This is a genomic window from Streptomyces sp. NPDC055400 (genome assembly GCF_053644375.1).
The window spans coordinates 28,219-51,091 of record NZ_JBSHLM010000001.1; the positions used below are offsets into that span (position 1 = coordinate 28,219).

Consider the following 22,873-nt stretch of genomic DNA (forward strand, 5'->3'; position numbering starts at 1 on the left):
GCGCCACCTGCCAGGCGCCTCGTGCTCGGGGGCACGGTCTCGTCGCTGTCCGACGTGCGCGGCATCTGGACTCCGCTGAGCACGACCTCGATGCGCGCGTCCTTCAAGATGGCGTCGAACAGCTCAGGGAACTTGCCGTCCCTGTCCCGGATCAAGAACCTTGCTCGGCAGCCCGCGTCCTCCAGGTCCATGACGAGATGCTTCGCGGCCTGCACCACCCAGGCTCCCGACGGGTGCGGGGTCACGCCCAGGATCCGGATCCGGCGGTTGGCATGCCCGATCACTGCGAACACGTACAGCCGCGCTCCAGTCAGGGTGACCGTCTCGAAGAAATCGCACCCCAACAACGCTTCGGCCTGGGAACGCAAGAAGTCGGCCCACGTGCTGGAACCCCGTTCGGGCGCCGGGTCGATCCCGGCATCCCGCAGGATCTCCCATACCGTGGAAGCGGCCACCTTGATCCCCAGCACGAGCAGTTCGCCGTGCACCTTCCTGTAGCCCCACGCGGGATTCTCCCGCGCCAGGCGCAGAACCAAAACGCGGATGGAGTGCACGGTGCGTGGCCGGCCCGTACGCTCCGGCCGAGAACGGGCCGCGTGGTGGCACGAAACCAGGTCTCGGTGCCATCGCAGCACCGTGTCGGGGCGCACGAGCAACCGCAGTCGACGCAGTACCTCACGCGGGACCTGGTGCAGCAACGCCGCCAGGAACGCCCGGTCGCCCGGCCGAACCTCGGCCTGCCCCCGCCCAGTTGCCGCTCCAGAACCATGATCTGACGACGCAGCGCCAGGAGTTCCACGTCCTTGTCGCGATCGCTCATCGATCGCAAGCGCAGCATGGCGAACACGTTCGTCACCCCCAGGTAGGCCAGTCGAAGCAGCACGATCGATCATTTCTGCGCAGCACCCAGCACTCGCACCAGAGCCCCGACCCGAGCTCCCGGGGGCGGGGCCAGCGAAACCCGGCTCCCCAGGCGCCGCGGATGAACGCGATCGCCGAGCGGTTCGTACGCACCGTCCGCGCCGAGTGCACCGACGGGGTGCTCATCGGCGGCGAGCGCCACCTGCGCACGGTCCTTGACCACACGTCGCTCACTACAACGGCGGGCGCAGCCATCAAGGCGCCGGACTGAGCCTGCGCGCCCCCGACGACGGCCCAAACGTGATCACGTTCCCGGTCCGGGCGGGGCAGACCCGCCGGATACCCGCTCTCGGTGGGCTGATCAACGAGTATCAAGCCGCAATGTGAACCACCAGGTGAGACCTGGTGATTGAGTTTCGGAAGTAGTACAGGCATCCAACACGAGTACGACCATGCCGCCTGACCTCGGTGGATAAGGTTTCCGGCAAGCGCAGAGCTGCCGAGACCTCCAAGTTGCCGCACACCCGACACACAGTGGCGCCCTCCTCAGCCGGAGGATGGATGCGGCCAGTGCGCGAGGCTGCCGGGCAAGGGAGCAGACGCCGTCGCTTCCGCTGTCGAGGGGAGGATCTCGTAGCTCTCACGCATGCCACTCAGGTCGAAGATCTTCAGTACCCGGCTGGAGGCGGACACAATACGCAGTGCGCCCTCGTGTTCACGGAGGCGTTTGGTGATCGCCACAATCATGCCCAGCCCCATCGAATCCATGAAGGCGACAAAGCCCAGGTCCAGGACGAAATAGCGGTGTCCCTCGTTGAGGAGCTTGATCACTCCTTCGCGGATCACAGGGGCGGTGTGGGCGTCGACCTCACCGTCGACCTCGATGACGGTCCAGCCGTTGACGACGTCGTAGCTCACCATCATGTTCTCGTGCCGGATGATGTTCGTTCGCATTGCCATCCCTCCTCGCATCTCCAGGCGGTGTGGGATGCCCAGAACCGTGCGGTAGAGACGGCCGGCCCGCGCCCGATCAAGGCATACGCAAAGGCCAGTCCGCGTGAACGGTGGTGACCCCCACCACTGGCGTCTCACGTACTGGTCACCGGCTCCTGGTCAGCCACTCGGCGAGAGCAGCCCCCGACTGTGGTCCACATCCATAGCGGCGCCCAAGACGATCTGTTCGGCCGCAATGGTGCCCTTCCAGACCGGTCGGCCGCCCCGACCTCGCGGGTTAACCAGCTCCGCCCCCGTTGCGAAGCGGTTGGTCCCGACCTGTGACGCTCGAACACCTCATCCTGCGCCTGGCCCGGGAGAACAGCAACTGGGCCACCTCCGGCTACAGCGCGGACTCATCCGGCTCGGCTACCCGATCGTGTGGCGCTCGAAAGTCATCGCTGCAGCTCAGGCGGCATGTCGGTACTTGTTGATTGCTCCGAGCGCCGCGTGGAGCCGATCCACGCCGACTGCTCAAGCAGATGCGCAGCGACGTGAACGAGCCGCCCACGGCAGACCAGGTCACCACCATCGTCCTTTCCGCGCCTCACCAGGCCCAGGACCACGCGATCGACGAGGTCGCCGCCCGGCCGGCGCGGGGTGAAGGGTGCACGCGGCGGCTGGACGCCCTGGTCTTCACTGACGTCGAGGGTGAGCTGCCGAATGGCCTCCTCGTACAGCATGAGATGCGGCGCAGGTCATGAGCTCGAAGAGCGCGACACAGGGTCGGCGCCGTGTACCTGCGCCGAGTATGGGGGCTCTCCACTGCGACGCCACCGGTGTGGTTACCGAACCGCACGGGCAAGGTGTTGCGGCCCTGGGGGTGTTGTCGCCTCCGCTCAGATTGCAATGCGTGGGTCGGCGATCGTCTGGAGGATGTCGGCGAGCGTGTTGGCGATGATGTAGACCGAGGCGAGGATGAACGTCACGCCGGCCACGGCGGGGAAGTCGGAGACGGGGATGGACGCTCCCAGGTAGCTACCGAGGCCGGGCCAGCTGAAGACGTTCTCCACCACCAGCACGCCGGCGAACATGAAGCCGATCTGCAGACCGCTCATGGACAGCGCGGCGTTCACCGAGTTCCGCACGACGTGCCGGAAGACGATCGACCGCTCGGGCAGGCCCTTGGAGCGTGCGGTGCGGACGAACTCGGCTTCCAGCGTCTCCAGCAGGCTGGACCGGAACACCCGGCCGATGGCCAGTGCCGGGCCGACTGCGAGCACGAGCGCCGGCAGCACCAGGTGTCGCAGAGCGTCGCCGCTCAGGCCGAGGTCACCGGTGAGAATTCCGTCCAGTACCAACAGTCCTGTCGGCCCGTCTGGTGGCGTGTCGCCGCTGGTCCGCCCGCTCGGCGGGAACCAGTGCAAGTGCTGGTAGAACACGATCAGGCCGACGATGCCGAGCAGGAACGTCGGCGAGGTCGAGCCGAGGAACAGCAGCCCGCGGAACACGCTCGCTCCCTTCCAGTGCAGCACGCTGGAGACCGCGAACAGCAGCGCCAGCAGCAGCGCCGCCAGCAGCGCGAAGAACACCAGCTCCACGGTGGCCGGCAGGTAGGTGCCGATGTCGGCGGTCACCGGGTTCTTGGTGCGGAACGAGGTGCCCAGGTCGCCGGTGACCAGCCCGCCCAGATAGTCGGCGTAGCGCTCGACGGGTGGTCGGTCAAGGCCCAGCCGGGCCCGCTCGGCGGCCACCGCCTGCGGCGACGCCGTCGGCCCGAGCGTCGCAGCCACCGCGTCGGCGTGCGAGATCTCCTGAAGGACGAACAATACGATCGAGAGCGCGAACAGCAGGGCGAGCAGCGAGGCCGCGCGTGAGGCGAGGAAACGCACGTTCATGGTCGGAAAACCCTTCGTCAGCGGCCGCGACGGGCCAGCACGTTGCGCACCGCGTCGCCCCCGAGGTTCGCCACCAGGCTCAGGAACATCACGGCCAGCCCCGGGATCACCGGGATCCACCAGTGCGCCAGCAGCTCGGACATGCTGCGCGCGGTGTCCGCGCCCAGCTCCGGCGCCGGCGCGGACTGCCCGAGGCCCAGGAACGACAGGCTGGCCAGAACCAGCACCACATTCCCGATATCCAGGCTCGCCGTGATCACCGCGGCGGGTACCACGCCCGGCAGCAGGTGTCGCAGGATGATGCGCGTCCGGCCCACCCCCGCCATCCGCGCCGCTTCCACGTGCGGCCGTGCGGCAAGCGCTCGCACCTCGCCGCGGATGATGCGGGCGTAGAACGGCCACCACACGATCGAGATCGCCACGAAGGTGTTCCACAAACCCGAGCCGAGCGCCGCCGCGACCGCGATCGCCACCAGCGGGGCCGGCAGGGCCAGGAAGAAGTCCGTCACCCGCATCAGCACGGTGTCCACCCAGCCGCCGAAGGCACCGGCCACCAGGCCGGTCACCGCGCCGACCAGCAGGCCCACCGCGACCACCACGATCGCCATCAGCCAGCTGGTGCGCAGCCCCAACAGGGTGCGCGACAGCAAGTCCCGTCCGATCGCGTCAGTGCCCAGTAGGTGCCCGGCAGAGCCGAGCTGCGCATACATCTGCCCTGTGGGAGCCACCGGGTCGAACGGGGCCAGCATCGGCGCCAGCAGCGCCACCAGCGTGACCACGCCCAGGAGGCCCAGCATGGCCCAGTCCAGGTAGCGGTAGCCGGCGGCCAGTTGGGGGCGGTGCAGCCGCCCCCGGATGGCGGGTGCGGCCGTCAGCGTGCCTGCCGCGTCGGTTGCGGACATCAGATCTCTCCTCGGTGGACGCAGGCGACGCTGCGCCGCTGGGACGGCCGCTGCGACCGGGCGGTGCCCGGCGGGCGCATCCCGATAGGCATGAGTTGGATGCCGGTCGCGGTGTCGGAGCACTCCCTGCGGGCGACTGGGCAGCGCGGGTGGTAGGCGCATCCGCCGGGTGGGTCGAACGGGCTGGCCGGCTCGCCTGCAATCTCCGGCAGTGTCATGCCCAACCCCGGCACGGCCTGGATCAGTGCGCGCGTGTAGGGGTGCTTGGGGTCGGTGATGACCTCCTCTGCCGATCCGGCTTCGACGATCTGCCCCAGGTACATCACCGCGATGCGGTCCCCGATGATCCGGGCCACGGACAGGTCGTGGGTGACGAAGACGACAGCCATGCCCAGTTCGCGGCGCAGCTTGCCGATCAGGTTCAGCACGCTCGCGGCGAGCGAGACGTCCAGGGCACTGGTCGGCTCGTCGCACAGCAGCACCTTCGGCGGGATGATGGTGGCGCGTGCCAGCGCCACCCGCTGCCGCTGCCCGCCGGAGAGCTGGGTCGGACGGGAGTGCATGGTCTCGGCAGGCAGGCCGACGGCTTGCAGCGCCTCGGCTACGCGCTTGTCCTTCTCGGCCTGGTTCCAACGTTGCCCGGCGAACCGTTCGGCCAGCAGTTCCCGGACGGACAGCCAGGGGGTGAGGGAAGCTCCGGCGTCCTGGAACACCATCTGCACGTCGCCCCGGTCGGGGCCCTCCAGGCTGCCGCCGGTGGCCTTCTGCAGCTCGGCGATGATTCGCAGCAGGGTGGACTTGCCAGAGCCGCTCTCCCCGACGAGCGCTATGGACTCGCCCGCCTCGAGATCGAGGGTCACGCCGCGCAGCGCGGAGAGCAGGGCCTTGCGGCCGCGCCGGTCTCGGACGGGGAATTCGCAGCGCACCTCGGTGGCGTTGAGCGCCACCTCGCCCGAACCGCCGGTCCCGGCCTCTGGGACGGCGGTGGTCTTCTGTGCACCCTCTGGCGGGCGGTTTTCGTCCATCCGCTCGCTCGCCTCGGCGGCTCGGAAGCATGCGGAGGCGTGGAGGTCGGCCCCTGGGGCATCGAGCTGCGGGATCTCCCGTTCACACCGCTCCACCGCCAGCGGGCAGCGCGGCCGGTAGGCGCAGCCGCCGTCGCCTGCAGACCGTCCGACCGGCTCGAGAGCGAGGGTGCGCAAGGGGGCGTGCCGGTCGGTGCCGAAGTCGATGCGGGAGCTGAGCAGGCCCATGGTGTAGGGATGGCGGGGCTCGCGCAGCACCCGTTCGGCCGGGCCGACTTCGGCGACCCGCCCGGCGTACATCACCGCGATGCGGTCGGCTATCTGCCCAGCCACACCCAGGTCATGAGTGATCATCAGGATGCTGCAGCCGATCTTGTCGGCCAACTCCCGTAGCAGCCGGAGGACTTGGGACTGAACGGTGACATCCAGCGCTGTGGTCGGCTCGTCGGCGACGATCAGTTTGGGCCCGCCGGCCACGGCCATGGCGATCATGACGCGTTGGCGTAGCCCACCGGACAGCTCGTGCGGGTAGGCCCGCATCCGGCGCTCCGGCTCTGGGATACCGACCGCGCGCAGCAACCGGACAGCCTCCTCGGCAGACCCGGCGGCCTCCGTGACCTGGTCTCCGATCCGCATGGTGGGATTGAGGGACGTCATAGGGTCCTGGAAAACCACGCCCAGGTCGTCGCGGCGGGCCCGGCGCCGGTCCGCCTCGGATCCTGAGACCATGTCGGTGCCGGCGACGGTGACGGTGCCCGTGACGTGCGGCGCGGAGGCGTGCGGCAGCAGGCCGAGCAGTGACAGGCTCAGCATGCTCTTGCCGGAACCGGACTCGCCGACAAGGCCGAGGATCTCGCCGGGCCGGATGTCGAGGTCGACGCCGCGTATGACGTCGCTGCGGGCGCCGTGGCGCGCCAGGCTGACCTGGAGACTGCGAATAGACGCCACGGGCGCCGCCGCGCGGTCCAGTGGGTTGTGCTGATCGATGGTGGGAGACATCTGTCCGACCTCGCTATCGAAGTGCGGCGGGTGAGGGGGATCGGGCGTCGGCGGACGTCGCGGCCGCTGGACCGCGGGATGACCACTTTCGGCTTTCTGATCCGGGGCGGTACGGGCGACGCGGGCCTCCCGGGAGCGCGCGGTAAGTGCCAGGAACGCGGCCACCAGCAGGCAGGCTGCGGCGCACCCACACCACAGGACGGTGCTACCGAAGTACTGCAGGACGGTGCCACCGACTTGAGGCCCAGCCATGGTGGCTGCGGAAAAGGCGAGCGCGTAGGTCCCCAGGTAGCGGCCGCGGGTGTGCCGGGTCGACATGTCGGCCGCGATGGACTGCGCGGAGGGATGGGCGCCCATCTCGCCGAGGGTCCAGATGGCGACGGCGGCGGCGTAGAACATCCAGGAGTCCGCGATGGCCTGGAGGCCGACGCCGAGCGCGGTGACGCACAGCGCTGCGCCCAGCACCTTCTCACGGCGCCAACGGTTCAGCATGCGCGCAGACGGGATCTGCAGCGCGCACAGCAGCACGCCGTTCAGGGTGAGCAGGAAGCCGTACTCCTGGGTGCTGAACCCGTCGTCCACCAGGGTCACCGGGAGTGAGACCGTGGACTGCACATACACCGTGGAGTACACGAACATGGCGGCCGTGAAGGTGAGGAAGACCCGGTCACGGAGCACGTCCGCGAGGCGGGCGACAGGAGCCGGCGGGCCGACGGCTGAGCCGTGAGCGGCGGCGGCCGGGCGGGCGGCCCGCCGCTCACGGGCGGGGTATGTCTCGGGCACGCGGGCCACCACGATCGCCGCCGCCATCAACCCCACGCAGGCCTGCCCGTAGAAGAGGAACTCGAAGGCTCGGTCGGCGATCAGCCCGGCGATCACCGGGCCGACGGCGTAACCGAGGTTGACCGCCCAGTACTTGTAGGCGAAGGCGGCCCGCTGGTGCTCCGGCCCGGCCAGATCCGTCACCAGCGCCGTCACGGCCGGCTGCGTGGCGCCGTTGACCAGGCCGAACGCGAACAGCAGGAACGCAATCACGGCCGGGTCGTGGAACGACGGGATCACCGCCATAGCGGCCGCCGACAGCAGCAGGCTGGCGACCAGGGTTCGCTTGCGACCCATGGCGTCCGTGAGCACACCGCCGACGAGCGTCGAGACCACCACGCCGCCGCCGTAGCCGGAGACCACCAGCCCGGCCTCGGAAGCGGACAACCCAGCGTCCCGGGTGAGAAACATCGTCATGAACGGGATGACGAACCGTCCCGTCCAGGTGACCAGCACCGCGAACCACAGCCACCAGAAGGCGGCGGGCAGGTCGCGGGCACGGGTCGGACGGACTGTCGGCCGGCGGCGCGACAACGGCCGGCTACTGCTTCTCACGAGCCTGGCCGCGCTGGATCTTCAGGGTGTTGAAGTCCAGCGTGTACGGCTCGGCGATGCTGTGGGACTGCTTGACGTTACCAAGCCAGGGCTGCGTCACCACGAAGTCGTTGGCGTAGGCCCAGGTAGGGGTGCAGGCAGCCGCTGTGATGGCCTTTCCTGCGGCGGCATAGGTCTTCATGTCGCCGGTCTGAAGCGCCTTGGCAAGCAGCGCGGTGGTCTTCGTGTCTGAGCACTGGAGGTGGTTGAGGCCGCCGTCCTTGTCCCAGAACACATGTCCGTACATGTAGGGGTTATTGGCGTCCGGCCAGGTGCTGGAGGCGATGTAGAGGTCCGGAGCGTTCTTGGGGTCCTTGGCGAACTTTCCGAAGACCTGGGACGTCTGGTAGGCGGTGATGGTGGCGCCGATGCCCATGCTCTGCAGCTGCGCGGCAACGAGGTTGGCTATCTGCGCGTCGTCGGCGCTGGCGGAGCTGTGGCCGATGACGACTTTCTTGGCGGCGGCCGGCAGGCTCGCGGCGTACTTCGTGAGCGCCGAGGGGTCGTGCTTCATGGCCTTGGTGTCGGCGCCGCCGGTGACCGCGCCGCGCGAGTACGCGCCGGTGGCAAGCTCGGCCTTGTATGTCACCACCTGCTTGATGACGCTGCGCCAGTCCACGGCGTCGAACATGGCATGGCGCGCCTTGGCAGTGGCCATGAATGGCCGGTTGGGGTTCATGTACAGCACACCGACCTGGAAGGACGGCAGGCTGTAGGAGTTGAAATTGCGGTCCTTGACGTAGCGGGCCTGGGAGGCGGACGGGACGGCGCCGATGATGGCGCTGAGCCGGCCGTTGTTGAGGGCCAGCTGCATGGCGGAGGTGTCGGAGTACACCGGCATGTCGATGGTGGTGAAGGTGGCCTTGCCGCCCCAGTACCCCTCGTACGCCTTCATCTGGTACTGGTCGCCGACGCGAGCCTGGGTGAGGCGGTAGGGCCCGGTGCCGGCGGAATGGGTGCGCAGGTAGGTCTGGCCGTGGTCCTTGCCGGCGTGCTCCTTCAGAGCGGTCGGGCTGAGCATCCGGGGCCCATAGGGCGAGGCCAGGCTGTCCAGGAAGGCGGAGTTCGGCTTCTTGAGGGTCACCACGGCGGTGAACTCGTCGGGGTTCTTGACGGACTTCACGTCGGCGACGGTGTAGGCGGGGCCGGCGCCGACGGCGGTGCGGCGGTCGAAGGACGTCTTGACTGCAGCGGCTGTGAACCTGGTGCCGTCGTGGAAGGTGACGCCCTTGCGGAGGGCGAAGGTGTAGATGCGGTTGTCGTCCGAGACCTTCCAGGAGGTCGCCAGGCTGGGCACGATTTTCGACTTGGCGGTCCCCGGCTCGTACTTCACCAGGCCCTCGTACATGTTGGTGGTGAGCGCGAGGCCATTGCCCGCGTAGTAGACGTCGGGATCCGGGGGCTGGCCGATGTCGTTGAGCAGGCCCACGCGCAGGACGCCGTTCTTCGGCGCCGCGGAGGGACGGGCGCCGTCGTCCGATCCGCCGCAGGCGCTGACGGCGAGGGCGAGGACGGCGGCCATGGCGGCCGCTCGCGCGGGGCGGGTGGCTCGTGGCGGAAGTGATCTGGTCATGGGCTGTCGCTCCAGGGCGAGTGAGGGGGCATCGGTCCGCGGGCGCCGGAGGGTCAGCCGGTGGCGCCGTGCCTGGTACCGGCCCGGCCGAGGGCATGGGGGTGCAGGTAGTCCCGCTCAGTGAGGCCCTTGCGGCGCATGGCGATGCCGGTCAGGGCCTCGCGGACCGCGCGGTTGGCGAGCAGCGCGGTGATCTCGCCGCGGTCGTCGTAGGGCGGGCTCACCTCGACGACGTCCATCCCGACGATGCCCACCTCCGCGCACAGCCGGCGCACCGCGGTGAGCACGTTGGTGCTGGTCAGTCCGCCGGGCTCAGGGGTGCCAGTGCCGGGCGCGAACGCCGGGTCGGCGACGTCGATGTCGAGCGAGATGTACAGATGGTCAGCTTGGTCCAGGGCCTCGTCCACCGCGCGCTCCAGCACCGTGTCGAAGCCGTCGCGGTTGATCTCGGCCATGAAGTGCGTACGCATCCGCTGCCCGTCCATCCAGTCCAGGACCTCCTGGTCGGGCCAGTAGCCGCGAAGACCGACCTGGACGAAGTTCTTGCCGGGGATGGCTCCGCTCTCGATGAGCTTGCGTATCGGAGTGCCGTGGCTGGCGAGGGTGCCGGGCGCGTCGGTGCCGGTGTCGGCGTGCGCGTCGAAGTGGACGATGCCGACTTTGCCGTAGCCGTAATGGTCGGCGACCGCGGTGGCGGAAGGCCACGTAGTCGCGTGGTCACCGCCCAGGATGATCGGAATCGCACCTGAGTCGACGATGGTGCCGACAAACTTCCGGATGCCCTCGAAGGTTGTCCAGGTGTTGCCTGTCTTGACCGGGGCGTCGCCGTAGTCACAGCAGTTGAGGGTCTCGAACGCGTCGACATGTACGTCGAGGGAGTAGTGCGGCCGACCGTACCCGCCCTTGTAGTCGCAAGCCCGGATGGCCAGCGGGCCGTGGTTGGTGCCGCTGCGGCCGCCGGCGGTGGCGTCCCACGGAACACCGCAGACCGCCACATCGATCTTGCCGGCTTTGAGGTCTTCAGGGGTGAGACAGACGGGGAGCTTGGCGAAGGTCTGGATGCCCGAGAATCCGCCCTCGTTCTTGCGGTTGACGAAGATCGGGCCAGGCTTGCGGCCGACATTGAAGTCGTCGACGGCGCCGTGGCCCTCGAGTCCCTGCCCGAGCCGCGGTGGCTGCTCCCAGAAGCCCTCAGGGAAGTCGTGGTGATGGTGGTGGCCGTTGTGGGTGTGGTCGTGCTCGGGTGTGGAGCCGTTGTCAGGCATGAACTCTCTCATCACGGATTCAGTTGGCATCGGTGAACGGCCCGGGCGTAGCTGGAAGTTATGAACTGCCGGATCGATCCGTCAACGGCGTAGCCCCCTGCCGGGCCCGGTGTTTACAGAGCCGACCACCAAGCGCAGTTCCACGACTCCGCCGGACTCGCCGCAGAAGCCTGCACGTAACAGGCGCTCGGTGCCCCAAGGTCCCTGGGGTGAAAAGAGGTTCACGGAATTCCGAGGCTCTGCGGCGGGATTCGTAGGATGTGCCGCATGAAGCGCCAGGCTGTCACCCTCAAGGACGTCGCCCGAGTCGCGAACGTCTCCCGGAGCACCGCGTCCGACGCACTCTCCGGCACGGGCCGAATGACCGACGCGACACGCCAGGCCGTCCTCGACGCGGCACGCAGGCTGAGCTACCGGCCCAACCTGGTCGCCCGCGGGCTGCGCACCGGGGCCGTCCGCTCGGTAGGCCTGCACGCGGGCGACCGCTTCGCGTCCGACTATTTCCGCGAGTTCGTCACCGGCGCTCTAGAGGGCACCCAGGCCCACGACTACGACCTCACGCTGCTCTCCAGCAACCCGCAGGTGCCACGCAACCTCATACCCCGCGTGGACGGCGTGATCATCGCCGACCCCATCGCCGACGACCTACGTGCTCGGCAGCTGCTGGAGGCCGGCCTGCCCATCGTCGCCGGCGAGCACTACCCCCCAGGCGTGCCCGGCTCGCCGATCGTAGTGGCCGACCACGAACGGGCGCTCCGCGAGATCCTCGACCACGCACTGGACCAGGGAATCACGCACCCTGCCTTCATCGGCCCAGACTCCAACAGCGGCTGGGGCGTGCTGCTCCGCACGGCCTTCCTCGCCTGGTGCCAGGAGCGAGGCCTGCCCGGCACCACCCGGCAGAGCCGATTCGGCAACACCGACACCGACGAGCACGAGGCCCAGGTCCGGCAACTGCTGGCAGCCGAGCCCGCCACCGACCTCCTCATTGCGTCGTCCGAGCCCATAGTCCGGGGCGCGCTCGCCGCCCTGCGGCACCTAGGACGCACCCCTGGCAGGGACATCATGCTGGCCTGCTGTGGCGACAGCCCTACCCTGGCGATTACCTCGCCCGCCATCACGGCAATCGACATACACCCGCGCGCCCTGGGGCGAGAGTGCGCCCGACTCCTCATCCACATGATCGAACACCAAGGACAGGCCCCACGCCACCGAACCGTCGTACCAGCCGAGACCCACTGGCGCGACTCCACCACCCGCCACCCAACACCTGGTAGAACACCACGCTGAGACCGCCGGAGCCCTACCCGCTGTGTGGGACCCCGACGTCGAAGGTGCATGCGTATCACGGACGGACGGTGCAACCCGATCGGCGTCGGCCTCTGCTCCGGCGCGGCCGAGGTCGTTCCTGACCCTGTGAGCCCCTTGCCTTGACGCGTCAGAGGACAGCCGGCTCCCAGGCCCGGTCGACCACCCGCACAAGGCCCATGTCAGTCAGCTTGACCTGCGGTGAGACCGGTAGCGTCATGGTTGAGATGGACATGAACGCGTTGCGGTGCTGCCACCCCCAGCGGTGCAGGGCGTCGCGGACAGCGGCCGCCTGACGGGCCACCTCCTCCGCCGGACGGTCGGACAGGACGCCGGCCACCGGCAGCGACAGGTGTACCGGTTGCCTCCCCTCGACGATGACGGAGATCCCGCCGTGCGAGGCGATGACACGGTTGGCGGCCTCACGCAGCGCCGCGGCCGTCGTGGCGATCACGGTGAGGTTGTGGCTGTCGTGCGCGTACGTCGTGGCGGCGGCTCCCTCGGACAGATCGAAGCCGACCACCGGTGCCGTCGTGCGTCGCCCGCTGCGACGGTGGCGCTCGAAAACGGTCAGGACCGCCGTACGGCCCTCCCATTGGACAACGCCGTCCCGCACGGGGAGGACGACCTCGGCAGGCTCGGTGAAGGTGTCCACCGGGTTGACCCGCAGGGCGCGGAAGGTGTGTTCGCCGTCCGGCAGGTCCACCGTCCAGCTGATGTCGTCCGCGTCCAGCGGGCCGAGGTGGACGGACTGGGCGAAGGGGTTGGTGGTCGGGGTCTCGGGGGCGCTGTCCTCGACCGGGCGTCCGCCGCAGACGACCATGACCGGCGTGAAGTCGGACAGGTCGCGCAGCAGAACCAGGTCCGCGCGCCGCCCGGGAGCGACAACTCCGCGGTCGTCCAGGCCGAGGCGGCGGGCTGGGTGCAGAGTCAGCGCCCGCAGCGCCGTCAACGGGTCCATGCCGGCATCGACCGCTACCCGCCCGATGTGGTCCAGATGCCCGCGCTCGACGATGGCGTCCGCCGCGAGGTCGTCGGTGACCAGGCAGAAGTCGGGCTGCACGGGAAGACTGGCAAGTGTGCTCACCAACTCTGGAGTGAGGCACTTCTCCTGGAGCATCAGCAGCATCCCGAGCCGGGCCTTCTCGACGGCGACCGCGGGCGAGTTCTTGGTGTGGTCGGAGTCGATGCCCGCCCACAGGTACTCGCCGAGGTCGTCACCGGAGAGGTTCGGGCAGTGCCCGTCGAGGCGTACGCCCTTGGCGCGGGCGGCGTTGACGATGCTGCGCATCCGGTGGTTGCCGTCGACGACGGCCCGGTAGTCCATCACCTCGCCGAGCGTGGTGACGCCGTCCCAGTCGAGCATCTCGGCGATGTCGTCGGCGTCGAGCGCCGCCCCCGCCGTCTCGAAACCCTTTAGAGCCGGTACGCACGAGGGCACGGCCCACTGCATGGACTGCTGGGCGCCGCGGCCCTCTTCGATCATCCACGCCATGGCGTCACGGCCTGCGACGTTGACGATTTCGTGTGGGTCGGCAAGCACCGTCGTAGTGCCGCGCCGCAGCGTGATCCGGGCGAACTCGCGCGGAGCGAGCAGCGAGCTCTCGATGTGCATGTGTGCGTCGATGTAGCCGGGTGCCACCAACAGGCCGTCGGCGTCGACGACTTGACCGGCATCGATCGGTGTGCCGGGCCGGAGCAGCGCACGGATCACATCACCGGTGACGGCGACATCGGCGGAGGTCTGCTCCCCGGTGTGGACGGATACCACGCGGGCTCCGCGGATCAGCAGGTCGCAGTGGTTGGGCGCAGGCATCGGCGATCTCTCGTTCGGTCGTCCGCCTCGGCGGCGAGCGCGGGGCATCGGCTTCGGCGCGGATGTCGGGCCTCGGCCGGTCCGTTGCGGTGCGGTGCGGTGCGGTGTGGTGTGGTGGCGACCGCCGCGGCTCGGCAGAGTGGTACGTGGTCAGTGGCTGATGTGGTCGGGGGTGTCGCCTCCGTAGCGGCGCAGCAGGCGGGTCGTCAGGAACGCGCGGAAGGCCACGGTGTCGACGCCGGTGGCGATCTTCGCGTTGTGCGGCAGCCCCATGCGGCCGTGCACATCGGCGATGAGTTTGCCGCGGGAAAACTCGCCGCCGCACTCCACGGTCACCCAGGCATCCGTCCACTCGATCAGGTCGGGCCGCACGGCCGCCGCCACCGCGAGTGCGTCGTGCACCGCGCAGGCTGCGACGCCGTGGCGCTGCTCGTAGCGGGCGGCGAGATGGCCGAGCATCCGGCCCGCCGCGTCGGTGACCGGCGCGCCGCCGGCCAGCAGCTGGGCGATGTCGTCCCGGGTGGTCAGCGCCTTGCGGGTCGCGTCGAGACCGACGATCCGCAGCGGCACGCCGGCCTCGGTCACGAATCGGGCGGCCTCGGGGTCTGCGAAGAAGTTGAACTCGGCCGATGGCGTGACATTGCCCGGCGCGAAGGCCGCCCCGCCCATCAGGACGATCTCCTTGATCGAGACGGCGGCCTCCGGACGGGTGTGAAGGAGGGACGCGATGTTGGTGAGCGGCGCGGTCGCGATGACCGTGGTGCCCGCGGGCCCCCGCTCACGCAGCTGTTCGGCCAGCCACTCGACGGCGTGGGTCGCGTGTGGCGTGCGCGCGGACCGCGCGAGTTCCACTCCTCCGAGCCCGCCCGCACCGTGGACGGGCTCGTCCGGGACACGCACGGCGCGGGCGATCGGCCCGGCGTGTCCGCGCAGCACGGGTACCCGCGCGTCCACGCCGATCAGGTCGCACAGGGCCAGCGCGTTGGCCACGACCTGCCCGATCCCGACGTTTCCGGCGACGGTGGTGATGCCGGTGACGTCGAGTTCGGGGGACGCGAAGGCCAGCATCAGTGCGACGGCGTCATCGATGCCGGGGTCGCAGTCGATAACGACCGGTTCGGGGTGTGTCACCCGGAGACCTCTCGCTCGAAGCGGTCGACCCAGTCGTCGTTGTTCTTCGCGGCCAGTTTGAGGTCGGGGATGGTGAAGCCGTGCGCTGCGGGGTCGGTCGCCGCGTCGCCCACGACCTTGGTGATGTCCGCGGGGATCCTGGCGTCCTTGTTGACCGGCTTGTCGTGGAAGGTGGTGGCGGCCTTCTCCTGAGCCTTCGTCGACAGCAGGTAGTTGATGAACTTCTGCGCGCCCGCCTTGTTGTGCGCGCCCTTCACCAACTGTGCGGTGTTGGAGACCATGTAGCGACCCTTGTCGAGCGGTGCCCAGGCGATCGGCTTGCCGGCCTTGACCGGGTCGATGGCGAACAGGTCGAGTGCCGGGGCCATCTCCACCTCGCCGCGCTCGAGGAGGCTGACGACCTCGGTGCTGCGGCTGAAGTACTTCAGCACGTTGGGGGTGTTGCCGGACAGCTTCTTGAACGCGGTGTCGGTGTCCCGGGGGCCCGAGCCGAAGGTCGCCGCGGTGCCGTAGAGGAAGGGGACGCCGGCGCTGGTCGAGATGTCGGGGAGAGCGATCCTGCCCTTGTGCTCAGCCTTCCAGAGGTCCTTGATGCCCGGCGCCGGTGAGACCTTGTCGCTGCGGTAGAGCATGCCGAGCAGCTGGTACGTGTACGCCGGGGCGTAGCCGTCCTTGTCCCTTGCGAAGGCATGGATCTTCTTGAGGTTGGGGACCGCCGCAGGGTCGATCTTGTCGAACAGGCCCTGTTCCCGGCCCTGCCGCGCGAAGAGGTCGGAGATCATGGCGACGTCCACGTCCGGGTCGGAGCGCTGCATCCTGAGCTTGGTGAGCCGCTCGGCATTGTCGCCGTTCTCGATCTGGACGTCGATGCCGGTCTCCTTCTCGAACGGCTCGACGATGTTGTTCTCGAACTGGTCGACGCCGAAGCCGAAGGTGGAAACGGTCAGCTTCTTGGGGTCCTGCTGCCCGGAGGCCGATCCGGCGCAGCCTGCGAGCGGGAGGATCAGCACGGTCGCGGCGGTGGTGGTGGCGAGTCGTCTCATGGGGCGGGGAGCTCCTGCTTCGTCCGGGGGAGATCGGTCCGGGGGAGATCGATCGTGTGAGCGGCGGGGAGGTAGAGGCGGATCCGCTGGCCGGTGCGCAACGCGAAATCGCTGGTGGTGGCCAGGACGGTGCGGCCCTTGGACGTGGCGGTGACGACGCAGTCGGTGCCGCGGAACCGCACGGCGGTGAGGTCGGCGTCGACCGTGGTGCCGCCGGCGGGCACTGGGGATTCGGGGGTGAGGACGTCAACGTGTTCGGGCCGGATGGTGACCGTTCGGCCGTCCGGCAGCTCGACGAAGTTCTCGTAGCCGAGGAATTCGGCGACGAAACGGTCGGCGGGGGCGCGGAATACCTCGCGCGGGGCGCCCTGCTGGGCGACGGTGCCCTGGTTGAGGATGACCATGTTGTCGGAGAGTTCCAGTGCCTCCTCCTGGTCGTGCGTGACAAGGATCGCGGTGAGCCCTGTCTCCTTCTGGATGCGGGCGAGTTCCTGGCGCATCTGGATCCGCAGGCGCGCGTCCAGGTTGGACAGGGGCTCGTCGAGGAGGAGCACCGAGGGGCGTACGGCGATGGCTCGGGCGAGCGCGATGCGCTGCTGCTGACCGCCGGACAGCTGCTTGGGCTTGCGGCCGGAGAGGTGGGAGAGACCTACGAGCTCCAGGGCCTCGCCGACGCAGGCGCGCAGCTCGCGGTCCGGAACACCGCGCATTTTCAGCCCGAAGGCGACGTTCTTCTCCACGCTCATGTGGGGGAAGAGCGCATAGGACTGGAAGACCATGCCGATGTTGCGGCGCTCCGCGGGAAGCCGGGTGGCGTCCTCACCCTCGAGCAGGATGCGGCCCGAGGTGGGCTCGAGGAACCCGGCGATCATTCGCAGGGTGGTGGTCTTGCCGCAGCCGCTGGGCCCGAGAAGTGCGGTGAACTCTCCGCGGCGTACGGTCAGATCGAGGTCCCGTACGGCTGCCGTGCCCGCGAACTCCCGGGATACGGCGTCGAGTTGAACCACTGGAGTCATGGCCGACTTCCTGTCCTTGCGTATGGTGCTCACCGACTGAAGACCTTGTTGAATCCGACGAGACGCTCCGTCAGCAGGGCCGCGCCGACCGTGGCCGCGAGCAGCAGTGTGCTCACCGCGGCCACCACGGGGTCGTAGGAGTACTGCACGTAATTGAGCATCTCGACGGGCAGCGTGGAGGTCCCCGGCCCCTTGAGGAGCAGGGACAGCGGGACGTTGTTGAACGAGGTCAGGAAGGACAGCACGGCCGCCGACACGATGCCTGGCGTCATCACCGGCAGTGTGATCGCGAAGAACGTGCGGAGCGGTCCGGCGCCCAGGCCCCGGGCGGCCTCTTCGAGGGCTGGGTCCGACAGGGCGAGCGAGGCACCTGTGACGCGCACCGCGTAGGGCAGCAGCAGGACGGTGTGGCCGATCAGGAGCGCTCCGAGCGCCGTGATCCGCATGGTCACCATGAGTTGCTGGAAGAGGGCGAAGCCAAGAACCAGCTCGGGCACGATCGCGGGGGAAAGGAAGAGGGTCTCGACGGCCTTGCGGCCTCGGAACTTGTGGCGCTGCACGGCCAGAGCCACCGGGATGCCGAGCGCGAGTGCGAGCAGTGTCGCGCCTGCGGCCACCATGGCGCTGGTCGCCAGGCCCTGCTGGAACGAGGTGTTGGAGAGGGCCTGGCCGAACCAGCGCAGGGAGAATCCGGGCGGGGGGAACTCGACGGTGTCGCCGGAGGAGAAGGCGATGGCGACGACGAGCAGAATGGGCCCGAGCAGGAACGCCATCGCAAGGGCGGACAGCAGAGACAGAACAGGGCGTCGGCGTATCACGACGTGGCCACCTTCGCCGATATTTTGCCCGAGGCCCAGCCGACAACGAGCACCAGTACGGTCATGATCAGTGCGACGGCGCTGGCCCCGCCCCAGTCCAGCTTCACATTCGCGTAGTTGTAGAGCAGTGTCGCCAGGGTGCGGTTGCGGGAGCCGCCGAGCAGCAACGGTGTGGTGAAGGCGGTGACAGCTCCGGCGAACACCAGAGTCGCCCCCACCAGGACGCCGGGCAGCGCGAGCGGCAGCACGACCTGCCGGAAGGCCCGGCCGGCGCTCGCACCCAGGCCACGCGCGGCGTCCTCAAGTCCCGGGTCGATGTGCGAGAGCGAGCTGTACGAGGTGAGGATCACCAGCGGCATGAACAGTTGAGTGAGCCCGGCGACCAGGGCAAACTCCGTGTAGAGCAGCTGCGGTGGACGGTCAGTGAGGCCGGTCGCCGTGACAACGTCACTGATGAGGCCGTTGCGGCCGAGGATGACCAGCCAGGAGAACGTCCGCACCACCGTGCTGAGCAGCAGCGGGAAGACCGCGAGGGCGAGCAGCAGGCCCTGACGGCTCTTGGGGGCCCGGGAGATGAGATAGGCGGTCGGAAAACCGAAGACCAGACAGACAACGGTGACGGTGACGGCCACCCGCACGGTGCGGGCGAGTACCTCCAGCACGTAGCTGTCGGTGAGCATGGTGCCCAAGCTGCCCAGTACGTCCGGGTTCTCTGCGGCGGGCGGCGCGAAGAGCGTCGTCACGAAGGGGAACGCGAAGCCGAACGCCAGCAGGCCCAGGCCGGGCGCGAGCAGCAGCCCCAAGGTGGCCTTCCGGGACACGACCACGCCTCCTCTCGTCTCATGGAGTCCTACAACCGGTTGCTGCAACCGGTTGCAACAACCGGCCGATGTGGACGATACTTTCGTACGAAGCGAGGCGTCAACGCACTCGTGTAAAGATCCGGTTACACACACTGGGGGGCGAGATGGTGACGCTTGCGGACGTCGCACGGGCGGCGGGAGTGTCCAAGGCGACCGCGTCGCGGGCGTTGAGCCGGCCCGACATGGTGGCCGCCGGCACGCGCGAACGGGTCACGACAGCAGCCGAAACCATGGGCTTCGAGTTCAACGCGAGCGCCCGGGCCTTGACCACCGGGCGCACCGGACTGATCGGCGTCCTCGTACCCAGCCTCGCCAACCCCTACTTCGCCCCGATCGTCACGGGCGTGCAGCGCGCACTGTCCGAGCAGGGCGACAACATCCTGCTCGCCGTGTCCGAGGGCTCCCAGAGCAGAGAGCGCGAACTGGCGGGCAAACTGGCCTCCCGCGTCGACGGGCTCGTCTTCATCGCGCCGCTCAGTCCGGACCCGGCGATCCGCGCGTTCACTTCGAGGCTTCCGGTCGCCACTGTCGACCGGACAGTGCCCTCGGTACCCGGCGTGCTGATCGACACCCCCGGCGGCGTCGCCGACATCGTGACGCACCTGGCCGGCCTCGGCCACCGGTCCGTCGCGTACGTGGGCGGGCCGGAGGACTCATGGATGGCCGAACGCCGGTGCGCCGCCGTCGAGGAAGCCGCCCGGCGCACCGGAGTCGGCATCAGAGTTCTGGGCCCCGTCCCGCCCCGCATCGATGCGGGCCTGGCCGTCGCCGAGCGCATCGCCGCCGCCCGCGATGTCACCGCCGTGGTGGCGTACAGCAGTTACCTGCTCCTCGGCCTCCATCTGGGCCTGCGCGACGCGGGCGTACGCGTCCCCGAGGACATCAGCCTGGCCGCATCGGACGACCTGACCGCGATCAGCACGGACCGTCCCGACACCACGACGCTCAGGGTGCCCCTCGAAGAGGCCGGCATCGCAGCCGTCCGCCTCCTCCACGACGTAAAGCCTTCCAAGCGGGCCCGACGGCTGCGTATCGCCACCGAGTTGATGGTCGGCCAATCGACGGCGCCGGCGGCCGCTATGCCGTCCGCCGTGGTGCGGGCGGGCGAGTGAGGCGAAGCCTGCGTTCGACTTCACGTGCGTTGTCTTCCACCGCCTGGACTCTTGGACGATCGGGCTGACCAACGGCGGCCGAGCCGGCTTCCGAGCGGCGGCATTCGCCAGCGGCAGGCTCGACTATTGCTGGGCCGATCTGAACAAAGGAGAGATGCGGTCTGCACGGTGGGGTTGGAGGAGGGTCACAGGGCTTCCTCGAGGTCGGCGGCGGTGAGCGTGAAGCCGAAGCACTGGCGGACGTTGTAGACGGTGGCGTCCATGCAGTACGCGGGTGAGGTGGTGGCCACCGCGTCCTCCAGCATCAGCACGTCGTAGCCGAGGTTCGCTGCGTCCATGAGGGTGGCGAGGACGCACTGGTCGGCGTTGACTCCGGCGAAGAGGAGTGTGTCGGCGCGGAGATTGCGCAGGACGCTGTCGAGTTCGGTGTCCTGGAAGCCGCTCATGCGGTACTTGGCGATGTGCAGGTCGCCGGGTGGTGCAAAGAGGGGTGCGGTGATGTCGGCGGACGCGCTGTCGCGCTCCAGGACCCTGGCCCCAGTGGGCAGTTGGGATCCTAGGCCGCTTCCGGTTCCATCCTGGTCGTAGACGTGGAGGACACCGGGCGGGAGGTTCGCGCGGTCGGGGCGGTTGCCCCAGTTGAGCCAGATGACGGGGACGTCGGCCGTCCGGAGGGCGGGGAGGAGCCGCTGGAGTATGGGGATGGGGGCGCGGGCCAGGGACACGTCCACGCCGATCGAGGCCAGCCAGCCGTCGGGCGAGCAGAAGTCGTTCTGCATGTCGATGACGACGATCGCCGTTGAGGTCAGGTCGAACGTCAGGATTTGGGGCTGGGCCTCCACGGTCACGGGGCGGGCCGGGCGTTGCGGGCGGCGGAGGTCGACGTGTGTGACGTCCGCGCGCCAGGAGTTGCGGGAGTTGGGGCCGATCTCATGCATGGGTCAGCTCCAGGAGGGCGTGGTCCGTGCCCGGTGCGCCGATCGCGCAGAGGCCGACCGGGAGGTCGCGGACCCGCAGCCGGGGCATGGTGACGGCGGGCAGCCCGGCGAGCGAGGCAAGGCAGGTGAGGCGGAGGGTTGCGGCTCGTACGGTCTCGACCTCGGCCGGTGTCGCATCGGGGCGGGGAGCCGGGCTGCTCGTGGCGGGGAGAAGGAGCGCAGTACCGGGCGGGAGGGCTTCGCCGATGACCGAACGAGCGGATAGGAGCCCGGAGGTGGCATCACGCACTTCACCCTCCGTGACCAGGCTCCCCCCGGCGAAGCGGGCCTCGATGTCGGCCTCCAGCGCGCCTGGGTGCTTCTCGATCCACTCCCCGTGCGCCGCCCATGCCTCGGCCGCCTGGACGGTACGGAAGGCGAGCAGCCACTCCTCCAGGTGTGGGGCCATGCCTGTGTCGGTCCGTACGAGCTCCAGGCCGATACGGAGGGAAAGCGCCCGGCATGCGGCCTCGAAGGACGCCTGGACCTCGGGTTCGGCGAGCGCGGTGAGGGCGTCGTCGACCAGAAGCGTGGTCATCGGGGCTTCGTCGTCCCGGGGCAGGAGCACCTTCGCCGCTGTACGCAGCAGGGAGGGGTCCCGGGCGAGCAGTCCCGCCGTGTCGAAGGACGGGGCCAGCGGGAGCAGGCCGCCGGTGGGGACGGCTCCGTGGGTGGGGCGCCAGCCGTAGAGGCCGCAGTAGGAGGCGGGGACCCGGATCGAGCCCGCGGTGTCCGTGGCCAGCCCCAGATCCACCCAGCCGCGGGCGACCGCTGCTGCCGGGCCGCTGCTGGAGCCGCCGGTGATCCGACCGGGGGCGGCGGGGTTGACGGGGGTGCCGTAGTGGATGTTGGTCCCGGCGAGACTGAAGGCGAGTTCGTCGGTTTGGGCAATCCCGGCGAGCTGGGCGCCCGCGCCGATCAATACCCCTACTGCGTCGGCATGTCGGTGCTCCATCGGCGCATCGGCCAGCCACTGCGGGTTGCCCCCGCCGATCCGCTGTCCGGCAACAGCGAAGAGGTCCTTGACGGCAGTACGTACACCGGCGAGCGGTCCCTCCTGCGCCCCGGCGACCAGCGGCTCGCCCACGACCCGCCACACCGCGGGGTCCAAAGCCTCGTCCGCCACCGGATCCGGCACCGCGCTGACGTGAGCGGCCGCGATCCGCCAGCCCTCCCCCGTCAGCCGCCACACCTGTGTCTGCATCCCGCGCGACCCTCCGGCCCGCAGCGTTTCGGCGGTCAGTACGGCGACGTCCTCGGCGATGCGCACCTCATGGACGCGCTCGACCGTTCGGGCCGGGGCTCCTCCGCTGCGGCCGCGACGGAAGTCCGAGATGGCCGCATGCCCGGTCAGCACCATGGACCCCTCGGCGCGCACCGTGTCCGGGGAGTCCAGAAACCAGTGGTCGAGGCCCGCCACGTCATTGGCGCCGAGGGCCTGTTCGTACGACCAGAAGGCGTCGAGGAGTTCACTCATCGGGCGGCTCCGAGGACGGCCAGGTCCGCGTCGTCGAGCACCGCGTAGGGGCCGCGCTGGATCAGGTCGGCGAAGCCCTCGTCGGGGGACATGATCGTGAGGGTGTAGAGCCGCTCGGTGGCCGAGGTGTTGGTGATCCGATGCTTGGAGCCGACGGGCAGGACGAGGACATCACCCGGTGCGAGGTCGCGTTCGTGCTCATCGCTGACCGCGCGGCCCTCGCCCGCGAGCACCACGAAGGTCTCCACGGACTCGGAATGCCAGTTGAGCGGCTGGGCGCCGCCCGGCTCCCACACCTCGAAGACGACGGTGGTCGGTGAGCCGTCAGCCGGTCCGGTGAGGACGGCGAGCTTGACCGTGTCGCCTGCGGTGATGTGGTGAGCGTTGATCTCGCTGAGCGGCTTGTGGAGCGGGGGGATGGCCATGGCAGGTGTCCTCGA

General features: G+C 69.2%; 19 protein-coding genes and 1 pseudogene. 3 read left to right on the forward strand and 17 right to left on the reverse strand.

The genetic code is table 11. The annotated features are described in order from the left end of the window. Nucleotides 1-14: 14 nt before the first annotated feature. A pseudogene (locus tag ACWIGU_RS00155) lies at nucleotides 15-883 on the reverse strand (integrase); the annotation flags it as partial. Between the two features lie 99 nt (nucleotides 884-982). On the opposite strand from ACWIGU_RS00155, the gene ACWIGU_RS00160 reads away from it, so the two are divergent. After that, nucleotides 983-1,132, forward strand: a complete 150-nt coding sequence (locus ACWIGU_RS00160) for a hypothetical protein (RefSeq protein ID WP_454395817.1) — start codon at nucleotides 983-985, stop codon at nucleotides 1,130-1,132. A 275-nt stretch (nucleotides 1,133-1,407) separates the two neighbouring features. Here the strand turns inward: ACWIGU_RS00160 and ACWIGU_RS00165 are convergent, their stop codons facing one another. From ACWIGU_RS00165 to speB, 7 genes are all read right to left on the reverse strand, one after another. Continuing rightward, nucleotides 1,408-1,815, reverse strand: coding sequence for an STAS domain-containing protein (locus tag ACWIGU_RS00165; RefSeq protein WP_454395819.1), 408 nt, complete (start codon nucleotides 1,813-1,815; stop codon nucleotides 1,408-1,410). 434 nt (nucleotides 1,816-2,249) lie between these two features. Next, nucleotides 2,250-2,537, reverse strand: coding sequence for a hypothetical protein (locus tag ACWIGU_RS00170; RefSeq protein ID WP_454395821.1), 288 nt, complete (start codon nucleotides 2,535-2,537; stop codon nucleotides 2,250-2,252). 156 nt (nucleotides 2,538-2,693) lie between these two features. Continuing rightward, complete coding sequence (locus tag ACWIGU_RS00175; protein ID WP_454395823.1) at nucleotides 2,694-3,692, reverse strand: ABC transporter permease; 999 nt, start codon at nucleotides 3,690-3,692, stop codon at nucleotides 2,694-2,696. Nucleotides 3,693-3,709: 17 nt separating this feature from the next. After that, nucleotides 3,710-4,594: an ABC transporter permease gene (locus ACWIGU_RS00180; protein ID WP_454395825.1), complete on the reverse strand. Its 885-nt coding sequence runs from the start codon at nucleotides 4,592-4,594 to the stop codon at nucleotides 3,710-3,712. Beyond that, nucleotides 4,594-7,974 (reverse strand): dipeptide ABC transporter ATP-binding protein, encoded by a 3,381-nt coding sequence (locus tag ACWIGU_RS00185; RefSeq protein WP_454395827.1) that lies wholly within the window; start codon nucleotides 7,972-7,974, stop codon nucleotides 4,594-4,596. The genes ACWIGU_RS00180 and ACWIGU_RS00185 overlap by 1 nt, the downstream gene beginning before the upstream one ends. A 7-nt stretch (nucleotides 7,975-7,981) precedes the next feature. After that, on the reverse strand, nucleotides 7,982-9,607 hold the full coding sequence (locus ACWIGU_RS00190; RefSeq protein WP_454395829.1) for an ABC transporter substrate-binding protein: 1,626 nt from the start codon (nucleotides 9,605-9,607) through the stop codon (nucleotides 7,982-7,984). Nucleotides 9,608-9,660: 53 nt separating this feature from the next. Beyond that, nucleotides 9,661-10,872, reverse strand: a complete 1,212-nt coding sequence (gene speB, locus ACWIGU_RS00195; RefSeq protein ID WP_454395831.1) for an agmatinase — start codon at nucleotides 10,870-10,872, stop codon at nucleotides 9,661-9,663. 267 nt (nucleotides 10,873-11,139) lie between these two features. Between speB and ACWIGU_RS00200 the strand changes: the two genes are divergently transcribed. Further along, the gene (locus tag ACWIGU_RS00200; RefSeq protein WP_454395833.1) at nucleotides 11,140-12,162 is read left to right on the forward strand and encodes a LacI family DNA-binding transcriptional regulator; all 1,023 of its coding nucleotides are present in this window, start codon (nucleotides 11,140-11,142) and stop codon (nucleotides 12,160-12,162) included. A gap of 148 nt (nucleotides 12,163-12,310) precedes the next feature. Here the strand turns inward: ACWIGU_RS00200 and ACWIGU_RS00205 are convergent, their stop codons facing one another. From ACWIGU_RS00205 to ACWIGU_RS00230, 6 genes are all read right to left on the reverse strand, one after another. Further along, complete coding sequence (locus ACWIGU_RS00205) at nucleotides 12,311-13,996, reverse strand: adenine deaminase (RefSeq protein ID WP_454395835.1); 1,686 nt, start codon at nucleotides 13,994-13,996, stop codon at nucleotides 12,311-12,313. Nucleotides 13,997-14,146: 150 nt separating this feature from the next. Then, entirely contained in the window at nucleotides 14,147-15,127 is a 981-nt protein-coding gene (locus tag ACWIGU_RS00210) for a nucleoside hydrolase (protein ID WP_454395837.1), read from the reverse strand. Further along, complete coding sequence (locus ACWIGU_RS00215; RefSeq protein WP_454395839.1) at nucleotides 15,124-16,170, reverse strand: ABC transporter substrate-binding protein; 1,047 nt, start codon at nucleotides 16,168-16,170, stop codon at nucleotides 15,124-15,126. Before ACWIGU_RS00215 ends, ACWIGU_RS00210 begins: the two co-directional genes overlap by 4 nt. Next, nucleotides 16,167-17,186 carry an ABC transporter ATP-binding protein gene (locus ACWIGU_RS00220; RefSeq protein ID WP_454395841.1) on the reverse strand — a complete coding sequence of 340 codons (1,020 nt, stop codon included), beginning with the start codon at nucleotides 17,184-17,186 and terminating at the stop codon, nucleotides 16,167-16,169. Before ACWIGU_RS00220 ends, ACWIGU_RS00215 begins: the two co-directional genes overlap by 4 nt. A gap of 29 nt (nucleotides 17,187-17,215) precedes the next feature. Further along, complete coding sequence (locus ACWIGU_RS00225) at nucleotides 17,216-18,004, reverse strand: ABC transporter permease (RefSeq protein ID WP_454395843.1); 789 nt, start codon at nucleotides 18,002-18,004, stop codon at nucleotides 17,216-17,218. Next, nucleotides 18,001-18,825 carry an ABC transporter permease gene (locus tag ACWIGU_RS00230; protein ID WP_454395845.1) on the reverse strand — a complete coding sequence of 275 codons (825 nt, stop codon included), beginning with the start codon at nucleotides 18,823-18,825 and terminating at the stop codon, nucleotides 18,001-18,003. Before ACWIGU_RS00230 ends, ACWIGU_RS00225 begins: the two co-directional genes overlap by 4 nt. A 146-nt stretch (nucleotides 18,826-18,971) precedes the next feature. Here ACWIGU_RS00230 and ACWIGU_RS00235 point away from each other — a divergent pair, with 146 nt between their 5' ends. Further along, nucleotides 18,972-19,979 carry a LacI family DNA-binding transcriptional regulator gene (locus tag ACWIGU_RS00235; RefSeq protein ID WP_454395847.1) on the forward strand — a complete coding sequence of 336 codons (1,008 nt, stop codon included), beginning with the start codon at nucleotides 18,972-18,974 and terminating at the stop codon, nucleotides 19,977-19,979. A 185-nt stretch (nucleotides 19,980-20,164) separates the two neighbouring features. Here the strand turns inward: ACWIGU_RS00235 and ACWIGU_RS00240 are convergent, their stop codons facing one another. Genes ACWIGU_RS00240 through ACWIGU_RS00250 form a run of 3 tightly spaced genes read right to left on the reverse strand, consistent with a single transcriptional unit; the run spans nucleotide 20,165 to nucleotide 22,858 of the window. After that, on the reverse strand, nucleotides 20,165-20,917 hold the full coding sequence (locus ACWIGU_RS00240; RefSeq protein WP_454395849.1) for a cysteine hydrolase family protein: 753 nt from the start codon (nucleotides 20,915-20,917) through the stop codon (nucleotides 20,165-20,167). Then, on the reverse strand, nucleotides 20,910-22,433 hold the full coding sequence (locus ACWIGU_RS00245) for an amidase (protein ID WP_454395851.1): 1,524 nt from the start codon (nucleotides 22,431-22,433) through the stop codon (nucleotides 20,910-20,912). Before ACWIGU_RS00245 ends, ACWIGU_RS00240 begins: the two co-directional genes overlap by 8 nt. Next, nucleotides 22,430-22,858, reverse strand: coding sequence for a cupin domain-containing protein (locus ACWIGU_RS00250; RefSeq protein WP_454395853.1), 429 nt, complete (start codon nucleotides 22,856-22,858; stop codon nucleotides 22,430-22,432). Before ACWIGU_RS00250 ends, ACWIGU_RS00245 begins: the two co-directional genes overlap by 4 nt. Nucleotides 22,859-22,873 lie beyond the last annotated feature (15 nt).

Coding starts and splice junctions, on each gene's coding strand:
- ACWIGU_RS00160 (WP_454395817.1), top strand. CDS start 983: ATGAACGCGATCGCCGAGCGGTTCGTACGCACCGTCCGCGCCGAGTGC.
- ACWIGU_RS00165 (WP_454395819.1), bottom strand. CDS start 1,815: ATGCGAACGAACATCATCCGGCACGAGAACATGATGGTGAGCTACGAC.
- ACWIGU_RS00170 (WP_454395821.1), bottom strand. CDS start 2,537: ATGCTGTACGAGGAGGCCATTCGGCAGCTCACCCTCGACGTCAGTGAA.
- ACWIGU_RS00175 (WP_454395823.1), bottom strand. CDS start 3,692: ATGAACGTGCGTTTCCTCGCCTCACGCGCGGCCTCGCTGCTCGCCCTG.
- ACWIGU_RS00180 (WP_454395825.1), bottom strand. CDS start 4,594: ATGTCCGCAACCGACGCGGCAGGCACGCTGACGGCCGCACCCGCCATC.
- ACWIGU_RS00190 (WP_454395829.1), bottom strand. CDS start 9,607: ATGACCAGATCACTTCCGCCACGAGCCACCCGCCCCGCGCGAGCGGCC.
- speB (WP_454395831.1), bottom strand. CDS start 10,872: ATGCCTGACAACGGCTCCACACCCGAGCACGACCACACCCACAACGGC.
- ACWIGU_RS00200 (WP_454395833.1), top strand. CDS start 11,140: ATGAAGCGCCAGGCTGTCACCCTCAAGGACGTCGCCCGAGTCGCGAAC.
- ACWIGU_RS00205 (WP_454395835.1), bottom strand. CDS start 13,996: ATGCCTGCGCCCAACCACTGCGACCTGCTGATCCGCGGAGCCCGCGTG.
- ACWIGU_RS00215 (WP_454395839.1), bottom strand. CDS start 16,170: ATGAGACGACTCGCCACCACCACCGCCGCGACCGTGCTGATCCTCCCG.
- ACWIGU_RS00220 (WP_454395841.1), bottom strand. CDS start 17,186: ATGACTCCAGTGGTTCAACTCGACGCCGTATCCCGGGAGTTCGCGGGC.
- ACWIGU_RS00235 (WP_454395847.1), top strand. CDS start 18,972: ATGGTGACGCTTGCGGACGTCGCACGGGCGGCGGGAGTGTCCAAGGCG.
- ACWIGU_RS00240 (WP_454395849.1), bottom strand. CDS start 20,917: ATGCATGAGATCGGCCCCAACTCCCGCAACTCCTGGCGCGCGGACGTC.
- ACWIGU_RS00245 (WP_454395851.1), bottom strand. CDS start 22,433: ATGAGTGAACTCCTCGACGCCTTCTGGTCGTACGAACAGGCCCTCGGC.
- ACWIGU_RS00250 (WP_454395853.1), bottom strand. CDS start 22,858: ATGGCCATCCCCCCGCTCCACAAGCCGCTCAGCGAGATCAACGCTCAC.